The 15,870-nt window shown below is 66.4% G+C and carries 15 protein-coding genes and 1 pseudogene; 12 read left to right on the top strand and 4 right to left on the bottom strand.

Going from position 1 to position 15,870, the window contains the following annotated elements; genetic code table 11:
- The first annotated feature begins 47 nt into the window (after window positions 1-47).
- Genes C4N9_RS09040 through C4N9_RS09060 form a run of 5 tightly spaced genes read left to right on the top strand, consistent with a single transcriptional unit; the run spans window position 48 to window position 5,630 of the window.
- Complete coding sequence (locus C4N9_RS09040) at window positions 48-956, top strand: SMP-30/gluconolactonase/LRE family protein (protein ID WP_245902501.1); 909 nt, start codon at window positions 48-50, stop codon at window positions 954-956.
- A complete protein-coding gene (locus tag C4N9_RS09045) occupies window positions 949-3,039 on the top strand; it encodes an acetate--CoA ligase family protein (protein ID WP_109533007.1) in 2,091 nt (696 codons plus the stop codon). The genes C4N9_RS09040 and C4N9_RS09045 overlap by 8 nt, the downstream gene beginning before the upstream one ends.
- Window positions 3,036-3,560 carry a nuclear transport factor 2 family protein gene (locus C4N9_RS09050; RefSeq protein WP_109533008.1) on the top strand — a complete coding sequence of 175 codons (525 nt, stop codon included), beginning with the start codon at window positions 3,036-3,038 and terminating at the stop codon, window positions 3,558-3,560. The genes C4N9_RS09045 and C4N9_RS09050 overlap by 4 nt, the downstream gene beginning before the upstream one ends.
- The gene (locus C4N9_RS09055) at window positions 3,557-4,084 is read left to right on the top strand and encodes a flavin reductase family protein (RefSeq protein ID WP_109533009.1); all 528 of its coding nucleotides are present in this window, start codon (window positions 3,557-3,559) and stop codon (window positions 4,082-4,084) included. The genes C4N9_RS09050 and C4N9_RS09055 overlap by 4 nt, the downstream gene beginning before the upstream one ends.
- 4 nt (window positions 4,085-4,088) lie before the next feature.
- Window positions 4,089-5,630, top strand: a complete 1,542-nt coding sequence (locus C4N9_RS09060) for an SDR family oxidoreductase (RefSeq protein WP_109533010.1) — start codon at window positions 4,089-4,091, stop codon at window positions 5,628-5,630.
- Window positions 5,631-5,654: 24 nt separating this feature from the next.
- Here C4N9_RS09060 and C4N9_RS09065 read toward each other — a convergent pair whose 3' ends face one another.
- Window positions 5,655-8,093 carry an ATP-binding protein gene (locus C4N9_RS09065; protein WP_168192180.1) on the bottom strand — a complete coding sequence of 813 codons (2,439 nt, stop codon included), beginning with the start codon at window positions 8,091-8,093 and terminating at the stop codon, window positions 5,655-5,657.
- Window positions 8,094-8,334: 241 nt separating this feature from the next.
- Window positions 8,335-8,892, bottom strand: a complete 558-nt coding sequence (locus C4N9_RS09070; protein ID WP_109533012.1) for a helix-turn-helix domain-containing protein — start codon at window positions 8,890-8,892, stop codon at window positions 8,335-8,337.
- A 99-nt stretch (window positions 8,893-8,991) separates the two neighbouring features.
- On the opposite strand from C4N9_RS09070, the gene C4N9_RS09075 reads away from it, so the two are divergent.
- Window positions 8,992-10,158 carry a benzoate/H(+) symporter BenE family transporter gene (locus tag C4N9_RS09075; RefSeq protein WP_109533013.1) on the top strand — a complete coding sequence of 389 codons (1,167 nt, stop codon included), beginning with the start codon at window positions 8,992-8,994 and terminating at the stop codon, window positions 10,156-10,158.
- 15 nt (window positions 10,159-10,173) lie between these two features.
- On the opposite strand, the gene C4N9_RS09080 is transcribed toward C4N9_RS09075, so the two are convergent.
- Window positions 10,174-10,884 carry a helix-turn-helix transcriptional regulator gene (locus C4N9_RS09080; protein WP_109533014.1) on the bottom strand — a complete coding sequence of 237 codons (711 nt, stop codon included), beginning with the start codon at window positions 10,882-10,884 and terminating at the stop codon, window positions 10,174-10,176.
- Between the two features lie 281 nt (window positions 10,885-11,165).
- Here C4N9_RS09080 and C4N9_RS09085 point away from each other — a divergent pair, with 281 nt between their 5' ends.
- From C4N9_RS09085 to C4N9_RS09105, 6 genes are all read left to right on the top strand, one after another.
- Window positions 11,166-12,698, top strand: a complete 1,533-nt coding sequence (locus C4N9_RS09085; RefSeq protein ID WP_168192181.1) for a methyl-accepting chemotaxis protein — start codon at window positions 11,166-11,168, stop codon at window positions 12,696-12,698.
- 348 nt (window positions 12,699-13,046) lie between these two features.
- Window positions 13,047-13,253, top strand: coding sequence for a cold-shock protein (locus tag C4N9_RS09090; RefSeq protein WP_109533016.1), 207 nt, complete (start codon window positions 13,047-13,049; stop codon window positions 13,251-13,253).
- A 108-nt stretch (window positions 13,254-13,361) separates the two neighbouring features.
- Window positions 13,362-13,649, top strand: a complete 288-nt coding sequence (locus C4N9_RS09095; protein ID WP_109533017.1) for a DUF982 domain-containing protein — start codon at window positions 13,362-13,364, stop codon at window positions 13,647-13,649.
- 17 nt (window positions 13,650-13,666) lie between these two features.
- The gene (locus tag C4N9_RS09100) at window positions 13,667-13,861 is read left to right on the top strand and encodes a hypothetical protein (protein ID WP_109533018.1); all 195 of its coding nucleotides are present in this window, start codon (window positions 13,667-13,669) and stop codon (window positions 13,859-13,861) included.
- Between the two features lie 151 nt (window positions 13,862-14,012).
- Window positions 14,013-14,189, top strand: coding sequence for a hypothetical protein (locus C4N9_RS21875; RefSeq protein WP_168192182.1), 177 nt, complete (start codon window positions 14,013-14,015; stop codon window positions 14,187-14,189).
- An 88-nt stretch (window positions 14,190-14,277) separates the two neighbouring features.
- Window positions 14,278-15,084, top strand: coding sequence for a transglutaminase-like domain-containing protein (locus C4N9_RS09105; RefSeq protein ID WP_109533019.1), 807 nt, complete (start codon window positions 14,278-14,280; stop codon window positions 15,082-15,084).
- An 80-nt stretch (window positions 15,085-15,164) separates the two neighbouring features.
- Here C4N9_RS09105 and C4N9_RS09110 read toward each other — a convergent pair.
- Window positions 15,165-15,809, bottom strand: a pseudogene (locus C4N9_RS09110) (DUF2867 domain-containing protein); the annotation flags it as partial.
- Between the last annotated feature and the right edge of the window lie 61 nt (window positions 15,810-15,870).

Here is a 15,870-nt window from a genome sequence, read left to right on the forward strand (position 1 = left end):
GCCGGATCGTCTCTGGCCGCCGTTTTTCTTCTTTCCGGGATGCATCCATGACAGCCCAATCCGCCGCCAAGATCGTCGCAACCCGCGTCGTGGCGACGCCCGACATGCTGGGTGAAAGCCCGCTTTGGGACGAACGCCGCCAGCGGCTTTACTGGGTCGACGGCGTCTCGCGCCTGATCCGGTTCCACGACCCTGCCACCGACAGCACCGGCCAGTGCGAGACGCCCTCGACCGTGGGCTCGATCGGCCTGTGCGAAGACGGGCGCCTGATCGCCGGGCTGGTGGACGGCTTCTATCTTGTCGATCCCGACAAGGGCGCGGTGACGCCCTTCCTGATCCCCCCGCGCAACGAGAAAATGCGCTTCAACGACGGCAAGGTCGACCGGCAGGGCCGTTTCGTCTGCGGCGGCATGGGCGTCTTTGCCGATCCGGTGGGCGAGCTGTGGCGCATAGACGGCGCGGGCCATTCCGAGATCCTGGCCAACGGCATCCGCATCGCCAATGCGCTGTGTTTCAGCCCTGACGGCGGCACGATGTATTTCGCCGACAGCCTGGACCGCTTCGTGCGCGCCTATGATTACGACAATGGCGAGCTGTCGCGCCCGCGTGTCTTTGCCGATACGCAGCAATTCAATTCCGGTCCCGACGGCGCGACGGTCGATGCCGAGGGGCATGTCTGGGTAGCGCTGGTCAATGTGGGCAAGCTGGCCCGCTTCACCCCCTCGGGCAAGCTGGAGCGGCTGCTCGAAGCGCCGACCGACATGCCAAGCTGCCCGGCTTTCGGCGGGCCGGACCTGTCGACGCTTTATGTCACCTCGATCAAGGACAGCGGTTCGGGGCGCGCGATCTCGCGCCATCCACAGGGCGGGCATCTGTTCGCCATCGACGGGCTGGGCATCAGGGGCCTGGCCGAACCGCGCATGAAACTGACCCTTTCGGAGACCCCCGATGTCTGACGCTTTCGACGCCCTGTTCGCCCCGCAAAGCGTGGCGCTGGTCGGTGCCTCGGACGATGCCTCGCGCATCGGCGGGCGCCCGCTGCGCTATCTGCGCGAGGGCGGGTTCAAGGGCCGCGTGCTGCCGGTGAACCCCAAGCGCGAGACGGTGCAGGGTCTGCAAGCCTATGCCGCCATCGCCGATCTGCCCGAAGTGCCCGATACCGCGATCCTGGCGCTGCCCGCCTCGGCCACGCTGAAAGCGGTCGAGGATTGCGCGGCGCGGGGAGTGAAATCCGCCATGATCTTTTCGGCGGGTTTCGCGGAGACTGGCGCCGAGGGCGAAGCTCTGCAGGCCCGGCTGACGGCTACCGCGCGCGAAGCGGGGATGCGGCTGCTGGGGCCGAATTGTCTGGGCGTGTTCAACCCGGCCCTGGGCTATTACGGGACGTTCAGCGTGATCCTCGACACCGCGCTGATCGCGCCGGGCCCGGTGGGTATCGTGTCGCAATCGGGGGCTTACGGCGCGCATATCGCGCATCTGGCGCGCAACCGGGGCCTTGGCATCAGCCAGTGGATCACCACCGGGAACGAGGCCGATATCGACGTGGCCGAGGCGCTGAGCCATATGGTCCGTCAGCCCGATACCCGCGTGGTCATGGCCTATGCCGAAGGGGTGCGCGACCGCGACCTGTTCATCGACGCGCTGGAAACCGCGCGGCAATTGCACAAGCCCATCGTCTTCATGAAGACCGGGCGCTCGGCGGTGGGGGCGGCGGCGGCGGCTTCGCATACCGCGGCGCTGGCCGGGTCGGACGGGGTGTTCGATGCGGTCCTGCGCCAATACGGCGTGCACCGCGCCGCGACCACGGCCGAGCAGATCGACGTGGCCTATGCTGCCGCCTCGGGGCGTTTCCCGGCGGGGGACAAGGTGGGGATCTTCACCATGTCGGGGGGCTTTGGCATCCAGCTGGCCGACGATGCCGAGGCGGCGGGGCTTGATGTCTCGCCCATGCCCGAGGCTGCGCAAAAAGAGCTTCTGGCGCTCTTGCCCTATGCCGCGCCGCGTAATCCCGTGGATGCGACGGCGCAGGCGGTGAGCGATCTCGACGTGCTTAAGGCCTGCGTGCGCCCGATGATGGCGCAGGGCGGCTACGATGTGTTTACCGCGATCCTCGGGACCGGGCCGGGCTCGAAAACCTATGCCGATCCGCTGAGGAAGGCGCTGATGGAGGCGCTGGCGGGGCACGAGGATCGCATCCGCGCGCTGACGATGTCGGCCCCGGTCGAGGCCGTGCGCCGCTACGAGGCCGACGGGTTCCTTGTCTACGAGGACGGCTCGGCGCTGGCCCATGCGCTGGGCGCGTTGGCAAAGTTCCGGCGGGCATTCGAGCGGCCCGCATCGGCCCCGGCGCCGATGGCGCCGCTGGCCTTGCCGCAGGGGCCGCTGTCGGAAGCGGGTGCCAAGGCGCTGTTGCGGCAGGCGGGCCTGCGCTTTGCCGACGAAGAACTGGCCGCGACGTCTGATGCGGCGGTCGCGGCGGCCGACAGGCTGGGTTACCCGGTCGTGGCGAAGATCTGCTCGCCCGACATCGCCCACAAGACCGAGATCGGCGGCGTGGCGGTGAACCTGAAGGACGCGCAGGCGGTCCGCGCGGCGACCGAGGCCATCCTGGCCCGCGCGAACGCCAAGGCGCCGGACGCCCGGATCGAGGGCGTGCTGATCGCGCCCATGGTGCAGGGCGGGGTCGAGACCATCGTTGGCGTCACCCGCGATCCGGTGCTGGGCCCGGTGGTGATGTTCGGGCTGGGGGGCATTTTTGTCGAGGTGCTGAAAGACGTGACGTTCCGCGCCGCCCCTTTCGACGTGCCCGAGGCCCATCGCATGATCCGCGAGATCCGGGGATTCCCGCTGCTGGAAGGCGCGCGCGGGGCCGAGCCCGCCGATATCGACGCGCTGGCGCGGCTTCTGTCGGACCTGTCGCGCTTTGCCGCCGCGCATCGCGACGGGGTGATCGGCATCGACCTGAACCCCGTGCGCGTGCTGCCAAAAGGTCAGGGCGTCATCGCGCTGGACGCGCTTATCGAACTGGAGGCCTCATGACCGATCTTGCCACCCGGGTGCAGGAATTGATGGACCGCGAGGCGATCCGCGATTGCCTGTACCGCTATTGCCGGGGCATCGACCGCGCCGACGAAGCGGCGTTGCGCGCATCCTACTGGCCCGATGCGACCGACCGGCACGGCCCCTATTCCGGCCCTGTCGAGGGGTTTATCGACTGGGCCAGGAAGGTCTGGGCGACGGGGCCGCGCAATATCCATGTGGTCTCGAACATCCTCATCGAATTCACCGGGCCCGATGGCGCGCAGGTCGAAAGCTACTTCACCGCCCATCAGCGCGGGGCGGGGGCCGATAGCGTGGTGCGGCAGGTGATGCTGATCGGGCGCTATTGCGACCGGTTCGAGAAACGCGGCGCGGAATGGCGCGTGGCCGAGCGTGTCGTGGTCTATGACTGGGCCGAGGATCAGCCGGTGCCCGAGGGCAGCGAGGCCGAGCGTTTCGGCGCGCGCCAGCCCATCGGCGGCGCCTATCCCGACGATCCCGTCTACCGGAAGCCCGCATGACCCGCCGTTCCGATCCCGGTGCAGGAAAGACCGCCCCCGATGCCGTTTCGGTCGACGATTACAAGACCGCGATGCGCCACGTCGTCTCGCCGGTGGTGGTCGTGACATGGCTTCACGACGGCAAGCCCGAAGGACTGACCATCACGGCGATCTGCTCGGCCACGACCGAACCGCCGACGCTGGTGGTCTGCCTTCGCGGTGACAAGCCCGCCGCCGAGCGGATGCGCGCGGCGGGGCGCTTCGGGGTGAATTTCCTCAGCGACGAACAGCCCGATATTGCCCGACGGTTCTCGTCCAATCCGGGCCATGACGGCGAGGCTTTCGATCCCGGTCTGTGGACCGTCACGCCGGGCGGAGTGCCGCTTCTGGACCGCGCGGTCAGCCGCTTCGATTGCGTGGTCGAACAAGCCTTCGAGCAGGGCAGTCATGTCGTGTTTCTGGGCCGCGTGACTGATCTGGCCACGGCGCCGGGAGCCAGCCTGCTGTATCGCGACGGGTTCTTCCGTCGCCTGGGAACGGAGTGACGCGATGAGGCGGATTTCCCTTGTGACCGGCGCTGCCGGCGGTATCGGGCGGGCGCTGATCGCCGAGCTGTCCGGGCGCGGCGACCGGGTGATCGCGGTCGACCTGCCGGGCAGCGGCGTGCTGGACCTGCCCGGTGTGACGGCCTTCGAATGCGACCTCTCGGACGAGCCGCAGATCCTGACCCTGTGGCGCACGCTCGATGCGCTGGGGCTGGCGGTGGGGCTGCTGGTCAACAACGCCGCGATGGGGCCGACGATGGCGCCCACGACCCGGACCGATCTGGCGCATTTCCGGCTGACCTTGCGCACCAATGTGAACGGCCCGTTCCTGATGGCGCGCGAGGCCGCGCGGCGGATGCCCAAGGGCGGCGCGATCGTCAATACCGCCTCGCTGGCGGGCGTCCTGGGCAATCCCTGCCGCAATGCCTATGCGGCATCGAAAGCCGCGCTCATCTCGATGACGCGGTCGCTGGCCTGCGAATGGGCGGCGCGGGGGATCCGCGTCAATGCCATCGCGCCGGGCTATGTGCGCACGCCGATGGTCGCCGCGCTGGAAGCCGAGGGCAAGGCGGACCTGTCGGCCGTCCGCCGCCGCATCCCGATGGGGCGGCTCGCGCGCGCGGACGAGATGGCCTCGGCCATCGGGTTCCTGGGCTCGCCCGAGGCGCGCTACGTGACGGGGGCGATCCTGGGCGTGGATGGCGGCTGGATGTCGTTCAACCAGCCGGGCGACGCGCATCCCCCCGCCGACGCGGTCCCTGCCGCCGAGATCACGCGGCCCGCCGCTCCCGAGAGCCCGCGCCGCGTGGTCATTACCGGCGCCGGTACGGGGATCGGGGCGGCCATCGCCGCGCGGTTCCACGGCGGGGGCGATCATGTCGTCCTTCTGGACCGCGATGCCGAGGCGGTCGCCGCCCGGGCGGCCGAGCTGGGCGAGGGCGCACAGGCCATTCCCTGCGACGTGACGCGGGACGAAGAGATCGCCGACGCCTTCGCGCGGATCGGCGCCGTCGATGTGCTGGTCAACAATGCCGCCATCGCCGACCCGTTCACACCGGGGCTGGAGCAGGATTTCGCGGCGCTCGACCGGACCTTGTCGGTCAACCTGACCGGCGCTTTCGCCTGCGCGCAGGCGGCCATTCCGGCGATGACGGCGGGACGCGGGGTGATCGTCAATCTCGGCTCGATCGCGGGGCTCGTGCCGATGGCGCCGCGTCATCCCTATGGCGCGTCGAAGGCCGGGATCGACATCCTGACCCGCTGTCTGGCCGCCGAGCTGGGCCCCATGGGCCTGCGCACGGCCACCGTCGCACCGGGCTACATCCGCACGCCGGGCGTCGCCGCGCTGGAAGCGGACGGACGGGTCGACACCGCGCAGATCCGCCGCCGGATCCCGATGGGCGACCTGGGCCGCCCCGAGGATATCGCCGAAGCCGTGTTCTTCGTGGCGTCGCCGGCTGCCAGTTACGTCAACGGCACGCTTCTGAGCGTGGATGGCGGCTGGAACGCCTTTGGCAGCGCCGGGGATGCCAGCGACAGGGCATGAGGGCAGGGCGGGGCCGCGGGGCGCTCAGGTCCCGCCGCCCGCCTCTGTCTTGGCCTCGCCGCGGCTGGCCATTTTCAGCGCGTCGAGCAGCAGCGCCTTCTTCAGCGGTTTCGCCACGCAGCTCACGAAGCCTTCGTCGAGATACTCCTTGATCTGATGCGACATCACGTTCGCGGTGAAGGCGATGGCGGGCGGCAGCGCGCGGCCGGTTTCCTGCGCTTCCTGCGCCATCCGGTGACGCGCGGCGATACCGCCCAGAACCGGCATGGAGATGTCAAGCAGCACGACGTCGAAATCGGCCGAGCGCCACGCTTCGATCGCCTGTTCGCCATTGGCGACGAGGGTCAGCTCGACGCCCGAACCGCGCAGCATCGCTTCCAGTACGTGCCGGTTGGTCGCGTTGTCATCGGCCGCCAGCAGCCGCAGCCCGGCCAGTTCCGACCCGGTCAGGGTCTCGCCCTCGACCTCGCGCAGCATTTCGCGTTCGGGGAAGGGCAGATCGATGGTGATCACCGTGCCCTCGCCCGGAACGGAGCGGACATCGATCTTGCCCTGCATCAGCGTGACCAGATGGTGAACGATGGACATGCCCAGCCCCGTGCCGCCGTGCCGGCGCGAGATCGAGCCGTCGCCCTGCACGAATGCCTCGAACAGGGTGTTGAGCTGGTCCTCGCTCATGCCGGGGCCGCTATCGGCGATCGTCACCGTCAGCGGCTGGCCCGCCCGGTTCGCCACCGTGATTTCGACCGAGCCCTCTTCGGTGAACTTGATCGCGTTGCTGATCAGGTTGTGCAGGATCTGCCCGAAACGATGCATGTCACCTTCGCGCGCCGGTCCGGGCGGCGTCAGGCCCGAAATGCTCAGCAAGAGACCTTTTTCCTCGGCCCGGACCTGATGCAGCGCGACGATGCGCTTCATGGTCGCTTCGGGCTGGAACTGCGTGGCTTCCAGCACCAGCTTGTTGGCCTCGATCTTGGACAGGTCCAGGATATCGTTGAGAATGTTGTTCAGGCTCTGCCCGCTTTCACGGATGGTCGTCACCATCGCGCGCTTGTCGGGGTCGTTCATCTGGCTTTCCAGAACCTGCGCCATGCCCAGAACGCCGTTCAGGGGGGTGCGGATCTCGTGGCTCATATTGGCCAGGAAGATCGACTTCGCGCGGCTCGATTCATCGGCCGCCTGCCGCGCGCCCTGAACCGAGGTCACGTCCATCCCCGCGCCGCGATACCCGATGAGGGTGCCGTCATTGTCGAAGACCGGCGTGCCCGAAAGCTGCAGCCACAATTCCTCGCCGTCTTCGGTCGCGGCAAGACACAGGAAATCGCTGAAGGTCTCGTGGTTGCGCATCTTCTCTTCCAGCGAGTCCCAGTCGGCATTCGACAGGAACATCGCGTCCCGGCTGGCGAGGTCGCGCAGATGCCGGCCGAGGAGCGGCTCGCGCTGCAGCCCGGTGATGTGGCGGAAGCTGGCCGAGAGATAGGTCAGGCGCCCCGCGGCGTCCTGTTCCCAGACGAAGGTCCGGCTGATGCGCGAGACATTGAGATAACGGTCGTTGGTCTCGCCCCGGCGGCGCAGCGCCAGTTGCAGGCGCTCGACGTAATGCGCGCGCTCTTCCAGCAGCCGTCCCATGATCAGGCTGGGCACCACGATAAGCGCCCCGCCGATCGTCAGCCACAGGCGCAGGATCCAGATCCGGGGATTGGTGTAGTCCCATCCCATGCGCGGAATGGCCGAGATCTCCCACGCGCCGAAGGGCAGGGTGATGCGCATCTGCACCGGATCCTGCTGCAGGATCGCGGGATCGCCGAAGAAGACGGTCCCGGCCTGTCCGGTCGCGGCGGTGCCGCTCAGCGCAACCGAGATGGGCAGCGTTTCGTCGTTCAGCCCCGTGACGGTATAGAACCGTTCGGCATCGATCACCGCCGAAACCAGCCCCCAGAAGCGCCGCCCGTCAGCACCGTCGGGGACGAAGACCGGGAACCGCCCGATGAATCCGACCCCGCCCTGAACAAGGTCCACGGGCCCGGCCAGAACCAGCATCCCGGTATCGCGGGCCAGAAGCGCCGCGTCACGCTGCGCCGGGGTCTCCAGGTAGTTCAGGCCCAGTGCGGCGGCGTTGCCCTCGAGCGGATAGACGTAGCGGATCACCATGTCGGGCGCCGCGGCGATGCTGCGGATCAGCGATTCCTGCGCGTCGAGCACGCGTGCCAGTTCCGTGAAGCGCCCGGCGTCCATGTCGGGCTCGGTCACGAGCGTCGCGATCAGGCCGCGGATCAGCTGAACATTCGAGGCCAGCGTGCCTTCGACATGCGCGCGCATGACGCTGGCGATCCCCGAAACCTGATGGCGCACGGTCTGTTCGTAGATGCTGCGATACTGCCATTCGGCAAAGACCCAGATCACGCAGACCACCACCAGAGAGATGGCGGCAGGAAGATTGGTCAGTCGGATGATGCGACGCATGCCACGATCCCCTTGCTGCAATCGCTTGATACCACGGGGCACCATCTCCTTTCACTGTCCCCCGCGAATTGTGCAACGGAGGTGAAACCGGGCGATAGACTGGTATTCACGAACAGAGTGTACGGCATCGCGGGTCTCAACCTATCGGCAGGAACGCGGGGAAACCACAGCCAATGCGGCCGCTTGCCGATGTTATCGGTTTCGTGAACCGGGTTCCGGCCGCGAGGCGCCCCGATTTCCCCTATGACGGGTAATGGATCGTGTTGTGAAACCGCGAGGTTCTGTCCAGCGGGTTGCGGTAGCCGTGCGGCTGATCGGCGCTGAACCTGAGCGCCTGACCCGCCTCGACGCGCAGCCAGTCCGATGCCACGAGGATCTCGACCGCGCCGTCGATGACGAACACGTCCTCGCTCACGCCCTCGCTATGGGCGGGCGAGAGGTGCTGCCAATGGGGCGCCAGGTCGTGCAGGAAGACCTCGCATCCGGTTTTCGGGTCGAAGGGGAACAGGGTCCGGAACGCCGGTCCGTCCTTGACGCGGTTCTGCCCGGCGTCGCCGGACGGGCCCCTTTCGGACGGCGCCAGTGCCGGGCCGATCAGTGCGGTCAGCGGCAGTTGCAGGCCCTTGCAGAGCTTCCACAAGGTTGCCAGCGTCGGACTGCTTTCGCCGCGCTCGATCTGGCCCAGCATCGCCTTGCTGACCCCCGTCAGCGCCGACACCTGCGCAAGGCTCAGCCCCGCCGCACCCCGCGCGCGCCGAAGATTGGCACCGACAAGATCCTCGCTGCTTTTCGCACTCATCGGCCTCTCCCTGCGGGGCGTTTCGGGGTTGTGCGTTATTGCGCCCGTACGTTATGGCGGTCGAGCGTCATAGCGCACGCATCTGTCCTAGAGGGTCCCATGCTGCCGTTCAAGCTCTCCCATGTCACCGCCGGCTTCATCGCCATGCTGGTCGGCTATACAAGTTCGGTCGCGATCATCTTTCAGGCGATCGACCGGCTGGGCGCCAGCGCGGCGCAGGCCAATAGCTGGATGCTGGTGCTGGGGCTCGGCATGGGGCTGAGCACGCTGTTCCTGTCCCTGCGCACGAAGATGCCGGTGCTTACGGCGTGGTCGACCCCGGGCGCGGCGCTGATCGCGCTCAGCGCGGGCCTTTCGCTGCCCGAGGCCACCGGCGCCTTCCTGTTCTGCGCGCTGCTTCTCATCGCCACGGGCCTGAGTGGCTGGTTCGACCGGCTCGCGCGGCTGGTGCCCGACACGCTGGCCAATGCGATGCTGGCAGGGATCCTGTTTTCCTTCGGCATGAAGATCTTCGACGGGATCGGGACGGATGCGGCGCTGGTCGCGGTCATGGCGGCCGTCTATCTGGCCCTGAAGCGCTGGGCGCCGCGCTACGCCATCGCGGCGGTTTTTCTGGCCGGCCTGTCCTATGTGGCCCTGACCGGCGGTTTCGCCGGCGCGCGCCTGCCGCTGGCGCTGGCGCAGCCTGTCTTCGTGATGCCCGACTTCTCCGTGCCCGCGCTGATCGGACTTGGCCTGCCGCTTTACCTTGTGACCATGAGTTCGCAGAACATGCCCGGCGTCGTGACGCTGAGGGGCGACGGATACGAACCGGATATCGGCCGCGCCATCACCGTGACCGGCGTGACCAGCCTGCTTCTGGCACCCTTTGGCGGCTATGCCTTCAACCTGGCCGCCATCACCGCCGCGATCTGCACGGGACCCGAGGCCGACGACGACCCCGCGACGCGCTACAAGGCCGCGGTATTCGCCGGGGCGTTCTATGTGGGCGTGGGGCTGATGGGGGCGACGGTGATCGGCATCTTCGTCATTCTGCCCCCCGCGCTGGTTCTGACCATCGCGGCCCTCGCGCTGCTGGGCACCATCGGCAACAGCCTGTCGGCGGCGATGAGCGCCAGGGACGACCGCGAGGCCGCGCTCGTCACCTTCATGACCACCGCCAGCGGGGTAAGCCTGCTGGGGATCGGCGCGCCGTTCTGGGCCCTGGTCATCGGCCTGACGGTCCGGCTGGCCTTGCGCCGCAAAAGCCCCGGGCAGGCGGCCTGACCCCTCCTGCCGCCCTCAGGACGTGCCGGCGCGGGCCGCCATGTCGCTGACAACATCCCAGCGGTTCTGCTCGGACCATAGCTGCCGGAACACCGCGCCCTGTCCCCGGAAGGTCGCGCCGGTGGCTTCGCAGGCATGGATCCGGTCGGTGCGGAAATGGCGGAGCCCGTTGCGCAGCTCGCACCACGCCGCCAGCAGGACGGCATCGACGTGATAGATAACGGCGATGGGGCGGATATCGCGCGTCGTCCGTGCGCCGGTGGCATCGGCATAGTCGATCCGCAGCACCCGCTCCTCGCGCACCGCGGCGCGCAGCATCGCCTTGGACACGCAGCCCAGCTCGGGGTCGTCCTCGGGCGCGCCCCAGCGCGAAACCTGGATCCAGTCCGCCGGGGCATGCAGCGCGTCGATCTTGGTCGAGATCCGTTCCGCCGCGCGGCGCAGGGCGCGATCCCCCGACCGGCTGAGCATGCACAGCCCCACGCGCAGCGCCTCCACCTCTTCCTCGTCGAAATTCAGCGGCGGCAGGTCGTAGCCGCGCCGCATGACGTAGCCGATGCCGGGCTCGCCCTCGATCGGCGTGCGCATCGCCTGAAGCGCGGCAATGTCGCGGTAGACGGTCCGCACCGACACTTCCAGACGGGCTGCCAGGTCCTCGGCCCGGATCGGGCGGTCGGCGGCGCGGAAGATCTGGATGGTCTCGAAAAGGCGGTTGGTTTTCTTCATGCGGGGCCAAAGGCTATGCGCGGGTTCCTGTCAGTATAGGGCGAACCCCTGACAACGCCATGTCAGGAGCATCGGGCGATCATCGCGGTCCCACGATCAGGAGACCCGGAAATGAGCTCTTTCGACCACAAAACCCTGATGGCCCTGCGTCTTGGTCCCTGGGCCGGTCCCGGAACCCCGCCGCGCACCGGCACCGACCGGGAAATCGAGGCGGCGCTGACAGAGGCGCTTCAGGCACCGCCGAAGGCGGAGGCCGACACAAAGCGTGGCCGACCGCGCCCTTGGGCCCTTCCGCGCCGCGTTCTTCGGGGCTGATCCCGAGCCGACGATCAAGGCGGGCCTCTGCTGCGGTTTCAAGGGATTCTTCACGGTTGGATGGGAGCATGCCTTGCACAATGCGAATCATGGAGGACGCAATCGTGTTTGGTTGGAACCAGAAAAGGCCGCAGCGGGATGAACAGGCGGGGCTTGCCACAGCCCTGTTTGCGGTCATCGACCGGACACAGGCAACGATCCAGTTTTCACCGGATGGCACCATCCTGACTGCCAACCAGAATTTCCTGGATGCCATCGGCTATACCCTGGAAGAGATCGTTGGCCGCCATCACTCGATCTTCATCGACGAGGATTACGTCAAATCGGACGAATATCGCGCCTTCTGGCAAGCGCTTGCCGCCGGCGAATTCTTCACGAACCAATATGCGCGGCGCCACAAGAACGGCTCGGTCGTCTGGTTGCAGGCAACCTATTCCGCCAGTTTCGACGAAAACGGCAATGTCGACCGCGTGATCAAGATCGCCACCGATATCACCGCCCGGCAAAACAGTATCGAAGGCCTCTCGCAGGCCATCGCCGAGATGAGCCACGGCGATCTGACCGTGCGCCTTCCCCATAGCGACCTGCCGGATATCGAAACGCTGGTCACGGCCTTCAACCGGGCCTCGCAGCAGCTGTCTTCGGCCATCGCGTCGGTAAAGACCTTCTCGTCCGATCTCGACACCACGGCCGGCAATCTGGGCCGGGCTTCGTCGGACCTGTCGCAACGCACCGAGGCGCAGGCCGCGACGCTTGAAGAGACCGCCGCCGCGGTGCACGAACTGACCCACACGGTCAGCGCCTCGGCGACCGGCGCGCGCGAGGTGGAGGCGTCGGCGACGCATGCGAAAACCACCGCCGAACGCGGGGCGACCGTCGTCGGCAACGCCATCGCGGCGATGTCCAAGATCGAGGAATCGTCACGGCAGATCTCGCGCATCATCGACGTGATCGAGGATATCGCCTTTCAGACCAACCTGCTGGCCCTGAATGCCGGGGTCGAGGCCGCGCGCGCCGGCGATGCGGGCAAGGGCTTCGCGGTCGTTGCCTCGGAAGTGCGCCTGCTTGCTCAACGCTCGTCGGAATCGGCAAACGATATCAAGGCGTTGATCTCGGACAGCCGGCAGAATGTCTCGTCGGGCGTCGAGTTGGTGAATGCGACCGGCACGGAGCTTCGCAACATCACCGACAGCGTGTCGACGATCTATGAACGGGTCCACGACATCGCGCTCGGCGCCGCCGAACAGGCCGCCACCCTGACCGAGATCAACTCGGCCGTGGCGCATCTCGACGTGGTGACCCAGAAGAATGCGGCGATGGTCGAGCAATCCACCAACGCGACAAAGGCATTGTCCCGCGAGGCCAGGCGCCTCGCCGAACAGATGGCCGCTTTCAAGGTCGACGACCGGGAGCCGGGCCCCGCGCGAGACGCTCGCCCGCGGGATCACGCCAACGCCGCGCCTCACGAGCGGCCCGAGCCAGTCCTCAGGATTGCGTGAGCCGCGCGGTTGCAAGCCCGCGCAGATTGTCCGCGCCGTCATGCGTCGAGCAGAAGAGCACCTGTAGCGCGACACCAATTCTTGCAGGATTTGACAAGAAAAGTTGCAGCGGACGAGACCGAGCGTTTCCATCGGCCCGCCTGCAGGAATTCTTCTGTGCGTTATCAAGGGCTCACACGATACCGGCCTGAAATCGCAGGGCTGCCCCTCACAAAGCGCCCCCGACGACGCCATATAGGAAGGGCATTCGTTTATTTTCGGACCTGTTCCTCTCGGCTCAGCTTTCGATCTGCGGCTTTGCCTGGCCGCTGCATTCTGCGGGCGGCACATATGAGAAGGAATATCACGATGGCCAAGGGCACCGTGAAATGGTTCAACACCACCAAAGGCTTCGGTTTCATTGCTCCCGAGGGGGCGTCGCAAGACGTGTTCGTGCATGTCTCGGCCGTCGAACGCGCCGGGATCCAGCGTCTCGATGACGGCCAGAACGTCACGTTCGAACTTGAGACCGACCGCAACGGCCGGACCTCGGCGACGAGCCTTGCGCTCGCCTGATCGAGCGCCCGATGCGTCCTGAAGCGTCTGGCCGGCCGCCGGGCGCCTCTGAGCCGACAGCCATGTCCGCAATGGCTGTCGGTCCATATCTGAGTAAAGAAGACAAGATTGATTGATATTTTCTGGGGAGAGCCTCTCTTCCTTGTATCGCGTAATGGCGAATCTCAGAGTTTCCGGACTCTGGAAAAAGCGCAGCATTGGTTGCAGCGCAGATGGCCGACACGTGACGAAACGCGCCGCATCGCGCTGGACAGCATCGATGCCGCGCTCGATTGCCTGGTTTCTCCCAAAGCCGCACGCGACGCCTTTGTCGCTGCGGCCGTTGCTGCCGGGTTCTGCGTTACCCCCATGCCCGTCGCCCACGCGCACAGCGTGCCGGATCGGCGCGCAGCTTGACAGAAGGCGAAGACGATATGAGCCACGACACCGAAGACGCGACCAGCGCGCGGATCGACCCGGTCCGGGCAACGGGCCTGGACGAGGGCGCACCGGCATTCGATCTGTCCTGGCGCGAGTTTTTCGTGCGCCTCGGCAACGGCACGCTTCCCGATCATCGCCCCGCCGGGCGGTCCGGGAAACGGGACGCGACACCGGCTAGCGTTTGCTGACCGACCCCAGGTTTCGGTGAACTCGTGGCCGCGTTTGTGACCCCAACCGCAGACCGACGATCGCTTGCAGGGCACCGGGAGGGAGAGGCGGCAGGGCAAGGCTTTGCCGCCTCTTTTCCATTTTCAGAGCACATAACAGGGAGACGACATCATGGGATATTCCGTACCGAAGAAACCGCTGGACCTGAAAGAATTCCTCAGTGAACCGGCAAAGGTCTCGGCGCGCCGGCAATTCGGTTACCGGCACTCGAAGCCTGCGGTGACCAAGGCTGCCCCCGGTGACGAGGCGCCGAAACCCTCGGCCGGTAACGAGGAAAAGCAGGGCTGACGGATCGATCCTCCGAACGAAGCCTTCGACCCCTGGAACCCGTGCAACGCTGTCCAAGGGGCAGCGAGACCCGGAAGGACATCGCCGCATGAAATTACGCCTCGGTTGCCGCCTGAAATATGAAATGCAACAAGCGACGCCGATGATCGCGATGCTGAACGTGCATTTCTCCCGGTTTCCCGATCTGGAGCAAGCCGACTTCCTGCGTTCGGTCCCCACCGTCCCGTTCGAAAGCTACCGCGACAGTTTCGGCAACTGGTGCACCCGCTTTGTCGCGCCCGAAGGTCTGTTCGAACTGGGAACCGACGTGATCTGCCGCGACGCGGGCGCGCCCGATCCTGTCGCCCCCGACGCGGTTCAGCACGCGGTTCAGGACCTGCCGGCGGACACGCTCGTCTATCTGCTTGGTAGCCGCTATTGCGATACCGACCTGCTGTCCGACCTTGCGTGGTCCTTGTTCGAAGGATCGCCGCCGGGATGGGACCGTGTGCAGGCGATCTGCGATTTCGTTCATCAATCGCTGGTCTTCGACTACATGAAGGCCAGCGCCACCAGAACGGCGTCGCAATCCCACGCCGAAGGCTACGGCGTCTGTCGCGACTTCACCCATCTGGCGATTGCATTCTGCCGCTGCATGAACATCCCCGCCCGCTATTGCACCGGGTATATCAGCGATGTGGGTGAGCCCGAGCCCTACGCGCCCGGCGATTTCGCGGCATGGATGGAGGTCTATCTGAGCGGACGGTGGTGGACCTTCGATCCCCGCAACAATGCCCGCAGGAAGGGCCGGGTTCTGATCGCTATCGGCCGCGATGCCGCGGATGTGCCGCTCACGCACAGCTTTGGCGCGAACACGCTGGTTGATTTCGAGGTCTGGGCCGACGAACTCGCGTGATGTGGCCGGGGCCCCTGTCGTACGAGGAGAAGGTCGCAAGGCCCTCCTCTTGCTGAAACACGGTCAGTCCGCGCAGATCGTCAGCGTCCAGAGATCAGGGGGACGGCGCGCGCGAGCCCTTTCAGGTTTTGCCTGACTATCATTTTGTGCGCGGGCCCGACCGGGAGCATATAGAGGCGACCGAACGCATTATGCGTCTTCACGGACGATGTGATCGTCAGTTCGTGTCCCGATGAAGAAACACAGGTTATGACATCGAGATGCCGATGGCGTTCGGTCAGGGTCAGGACCGTGTCAGACGCGTGTTCCACAAGAAAGAAATCGAGCATCTGGCCGACTTGGACACGCTCCGGCACGGCCCCGGAAAACCCTCCGATCTTCTTCACGCCGAACAAAGATGAGATCCTGTCCCGTACCTTGAAGGCAAGGGTCATGATGGGCTTCGGACGGGCCATCAGGATGCGCCCGGTATTGAGGGGCGATACAGGCTTGGGCAGCACCACTGACTGTGTGTCGAAGCAATCGAGTTCACGCACTGGCGCCAGAACCTGAATCTGCGTGCCCGGGATTCCGTTTCGCTCGTGCTTGCGCTTTGAGTTGTAGAACATCTCGATGTAGTCGAACACGTCCCGCCGGGCTTCCTCGCGCGTGCGAAAGGTCCGGCGCCTGATCCTCTCGCGCTTGAGCAGGTTGAAGAAGCTTTCGGCGACGGCGTTATCGTGGCAGACTCTGACATTGTAACAAACGCGTTTCACAGGGAGCAGATTATTGCCCCCCCGGCAGAGC

It is taken from the genome of Pararhodobacter marinus, assembly GCF_003122215.1.
In the GTDB taxonomy this organism is placed as follows: Bacteria; Pseudomonadota; Alphaproteobacteria; order Rhodobacterales; family Rhodobacteraceae; genus Pararhodobacter; species Pararhodobacter marinus.

Excerpts from the sequence above, each read along its gene's own strand:
- C4N9_RS09070 (WP_109533012.1), bottom strand. The coding sequence starts at position 8,892 with ATGAGTGCGAAAAGCAGCGAGGATCTTGTCGGTGCCAATCTTCGGCGC.
- C4N9_RS21875 (WP_168192182.1), top strand. The coding sequence starts at position 14,013 with ATGGGATATTCCGTACCGAAGAAACCGCTGGACCTGAAAGAATTCCTC.
- C4N9_RS09055 (WP_109533009.1), top strand. The coding sequence starts at position 3,557 with ATGACCCGCCGTTCCGATCCCGGTGCAGGAAAGACCGCCCCCGATGCC.
- C4N9_RS09105 (WP_109533019.1), top strand. The coding sequence starts at position 14,278 with ATGAAATTACGCCTCGGTTGCCGCCTGAAATATGAAATGCAACAAGCG.
- C4N9_RS09045 (WP_109533007.1), top strand. The coding sequence starts at position 949 with ATGTCTGACGCTTTCGACGCCCTGTTCGCCCCGCAAAGCGTGGCGCTG.
- C4N9_RS09075 (WP_109533013.1), top strand. The coding sequence starts at position 8,992 with ATGCTGCCGTTCAAGCTCTCCCATGTCACCGCCGGCTTCATCGCCATG.
- C4N9_RS09060 (WP_109533010.1), top strand. The coding sequence starts at position 4,089 with ATGAGGCGGATTTCCCTTGTGACCGGCGCTGCCGGCGGTATCGGGCGG.
- C4N9_RS09100 (WP_109533018.1), top strand. The coding sequence starts at position 13,667 with ATGAGCCACGACACCGAAGACGCGACCAGCGCGCGGATCGACCCGGTC.
- C4N9_RS09050 (WP_109533008.1), top strand. The coding sequence starts at position 3,036 with ATGACCGATCTTGCCACCCGGGTGCAGGAATTGATGGACCGCGAGGCG.
- C4N9_RS09090 (WP_109533016.1), top strand. The coding sequence starts at position 13,047 with ATGGCCAAGGGCACCGTGAAATGGTTCAACACCACCAAAGGCTTCGGT.
- C4N9_RS09065 (WP_168192180.1), bottom strand. The coding sequence starts at position 8,093 with ATGCGTCGCATCATCCGACTGACCAATCTTCCTGCCGCCATCTCTCTG.
- C4N9_RS09080 (WP_109533014.1), bottom strand. The coding sequence starts at position 10,884 with ATGAAGAAAACCAACCGCCTTTTCGAGACCATCCAGATCTTCCGCGCC.
- C4N9_RS09040 (WP_245902501.1), top strand. The coding sequence starts at position 48 with ATGACAGCCCAATCCGCCGCCAAGATCGTCGCAACCCGCGTCGTGGCG.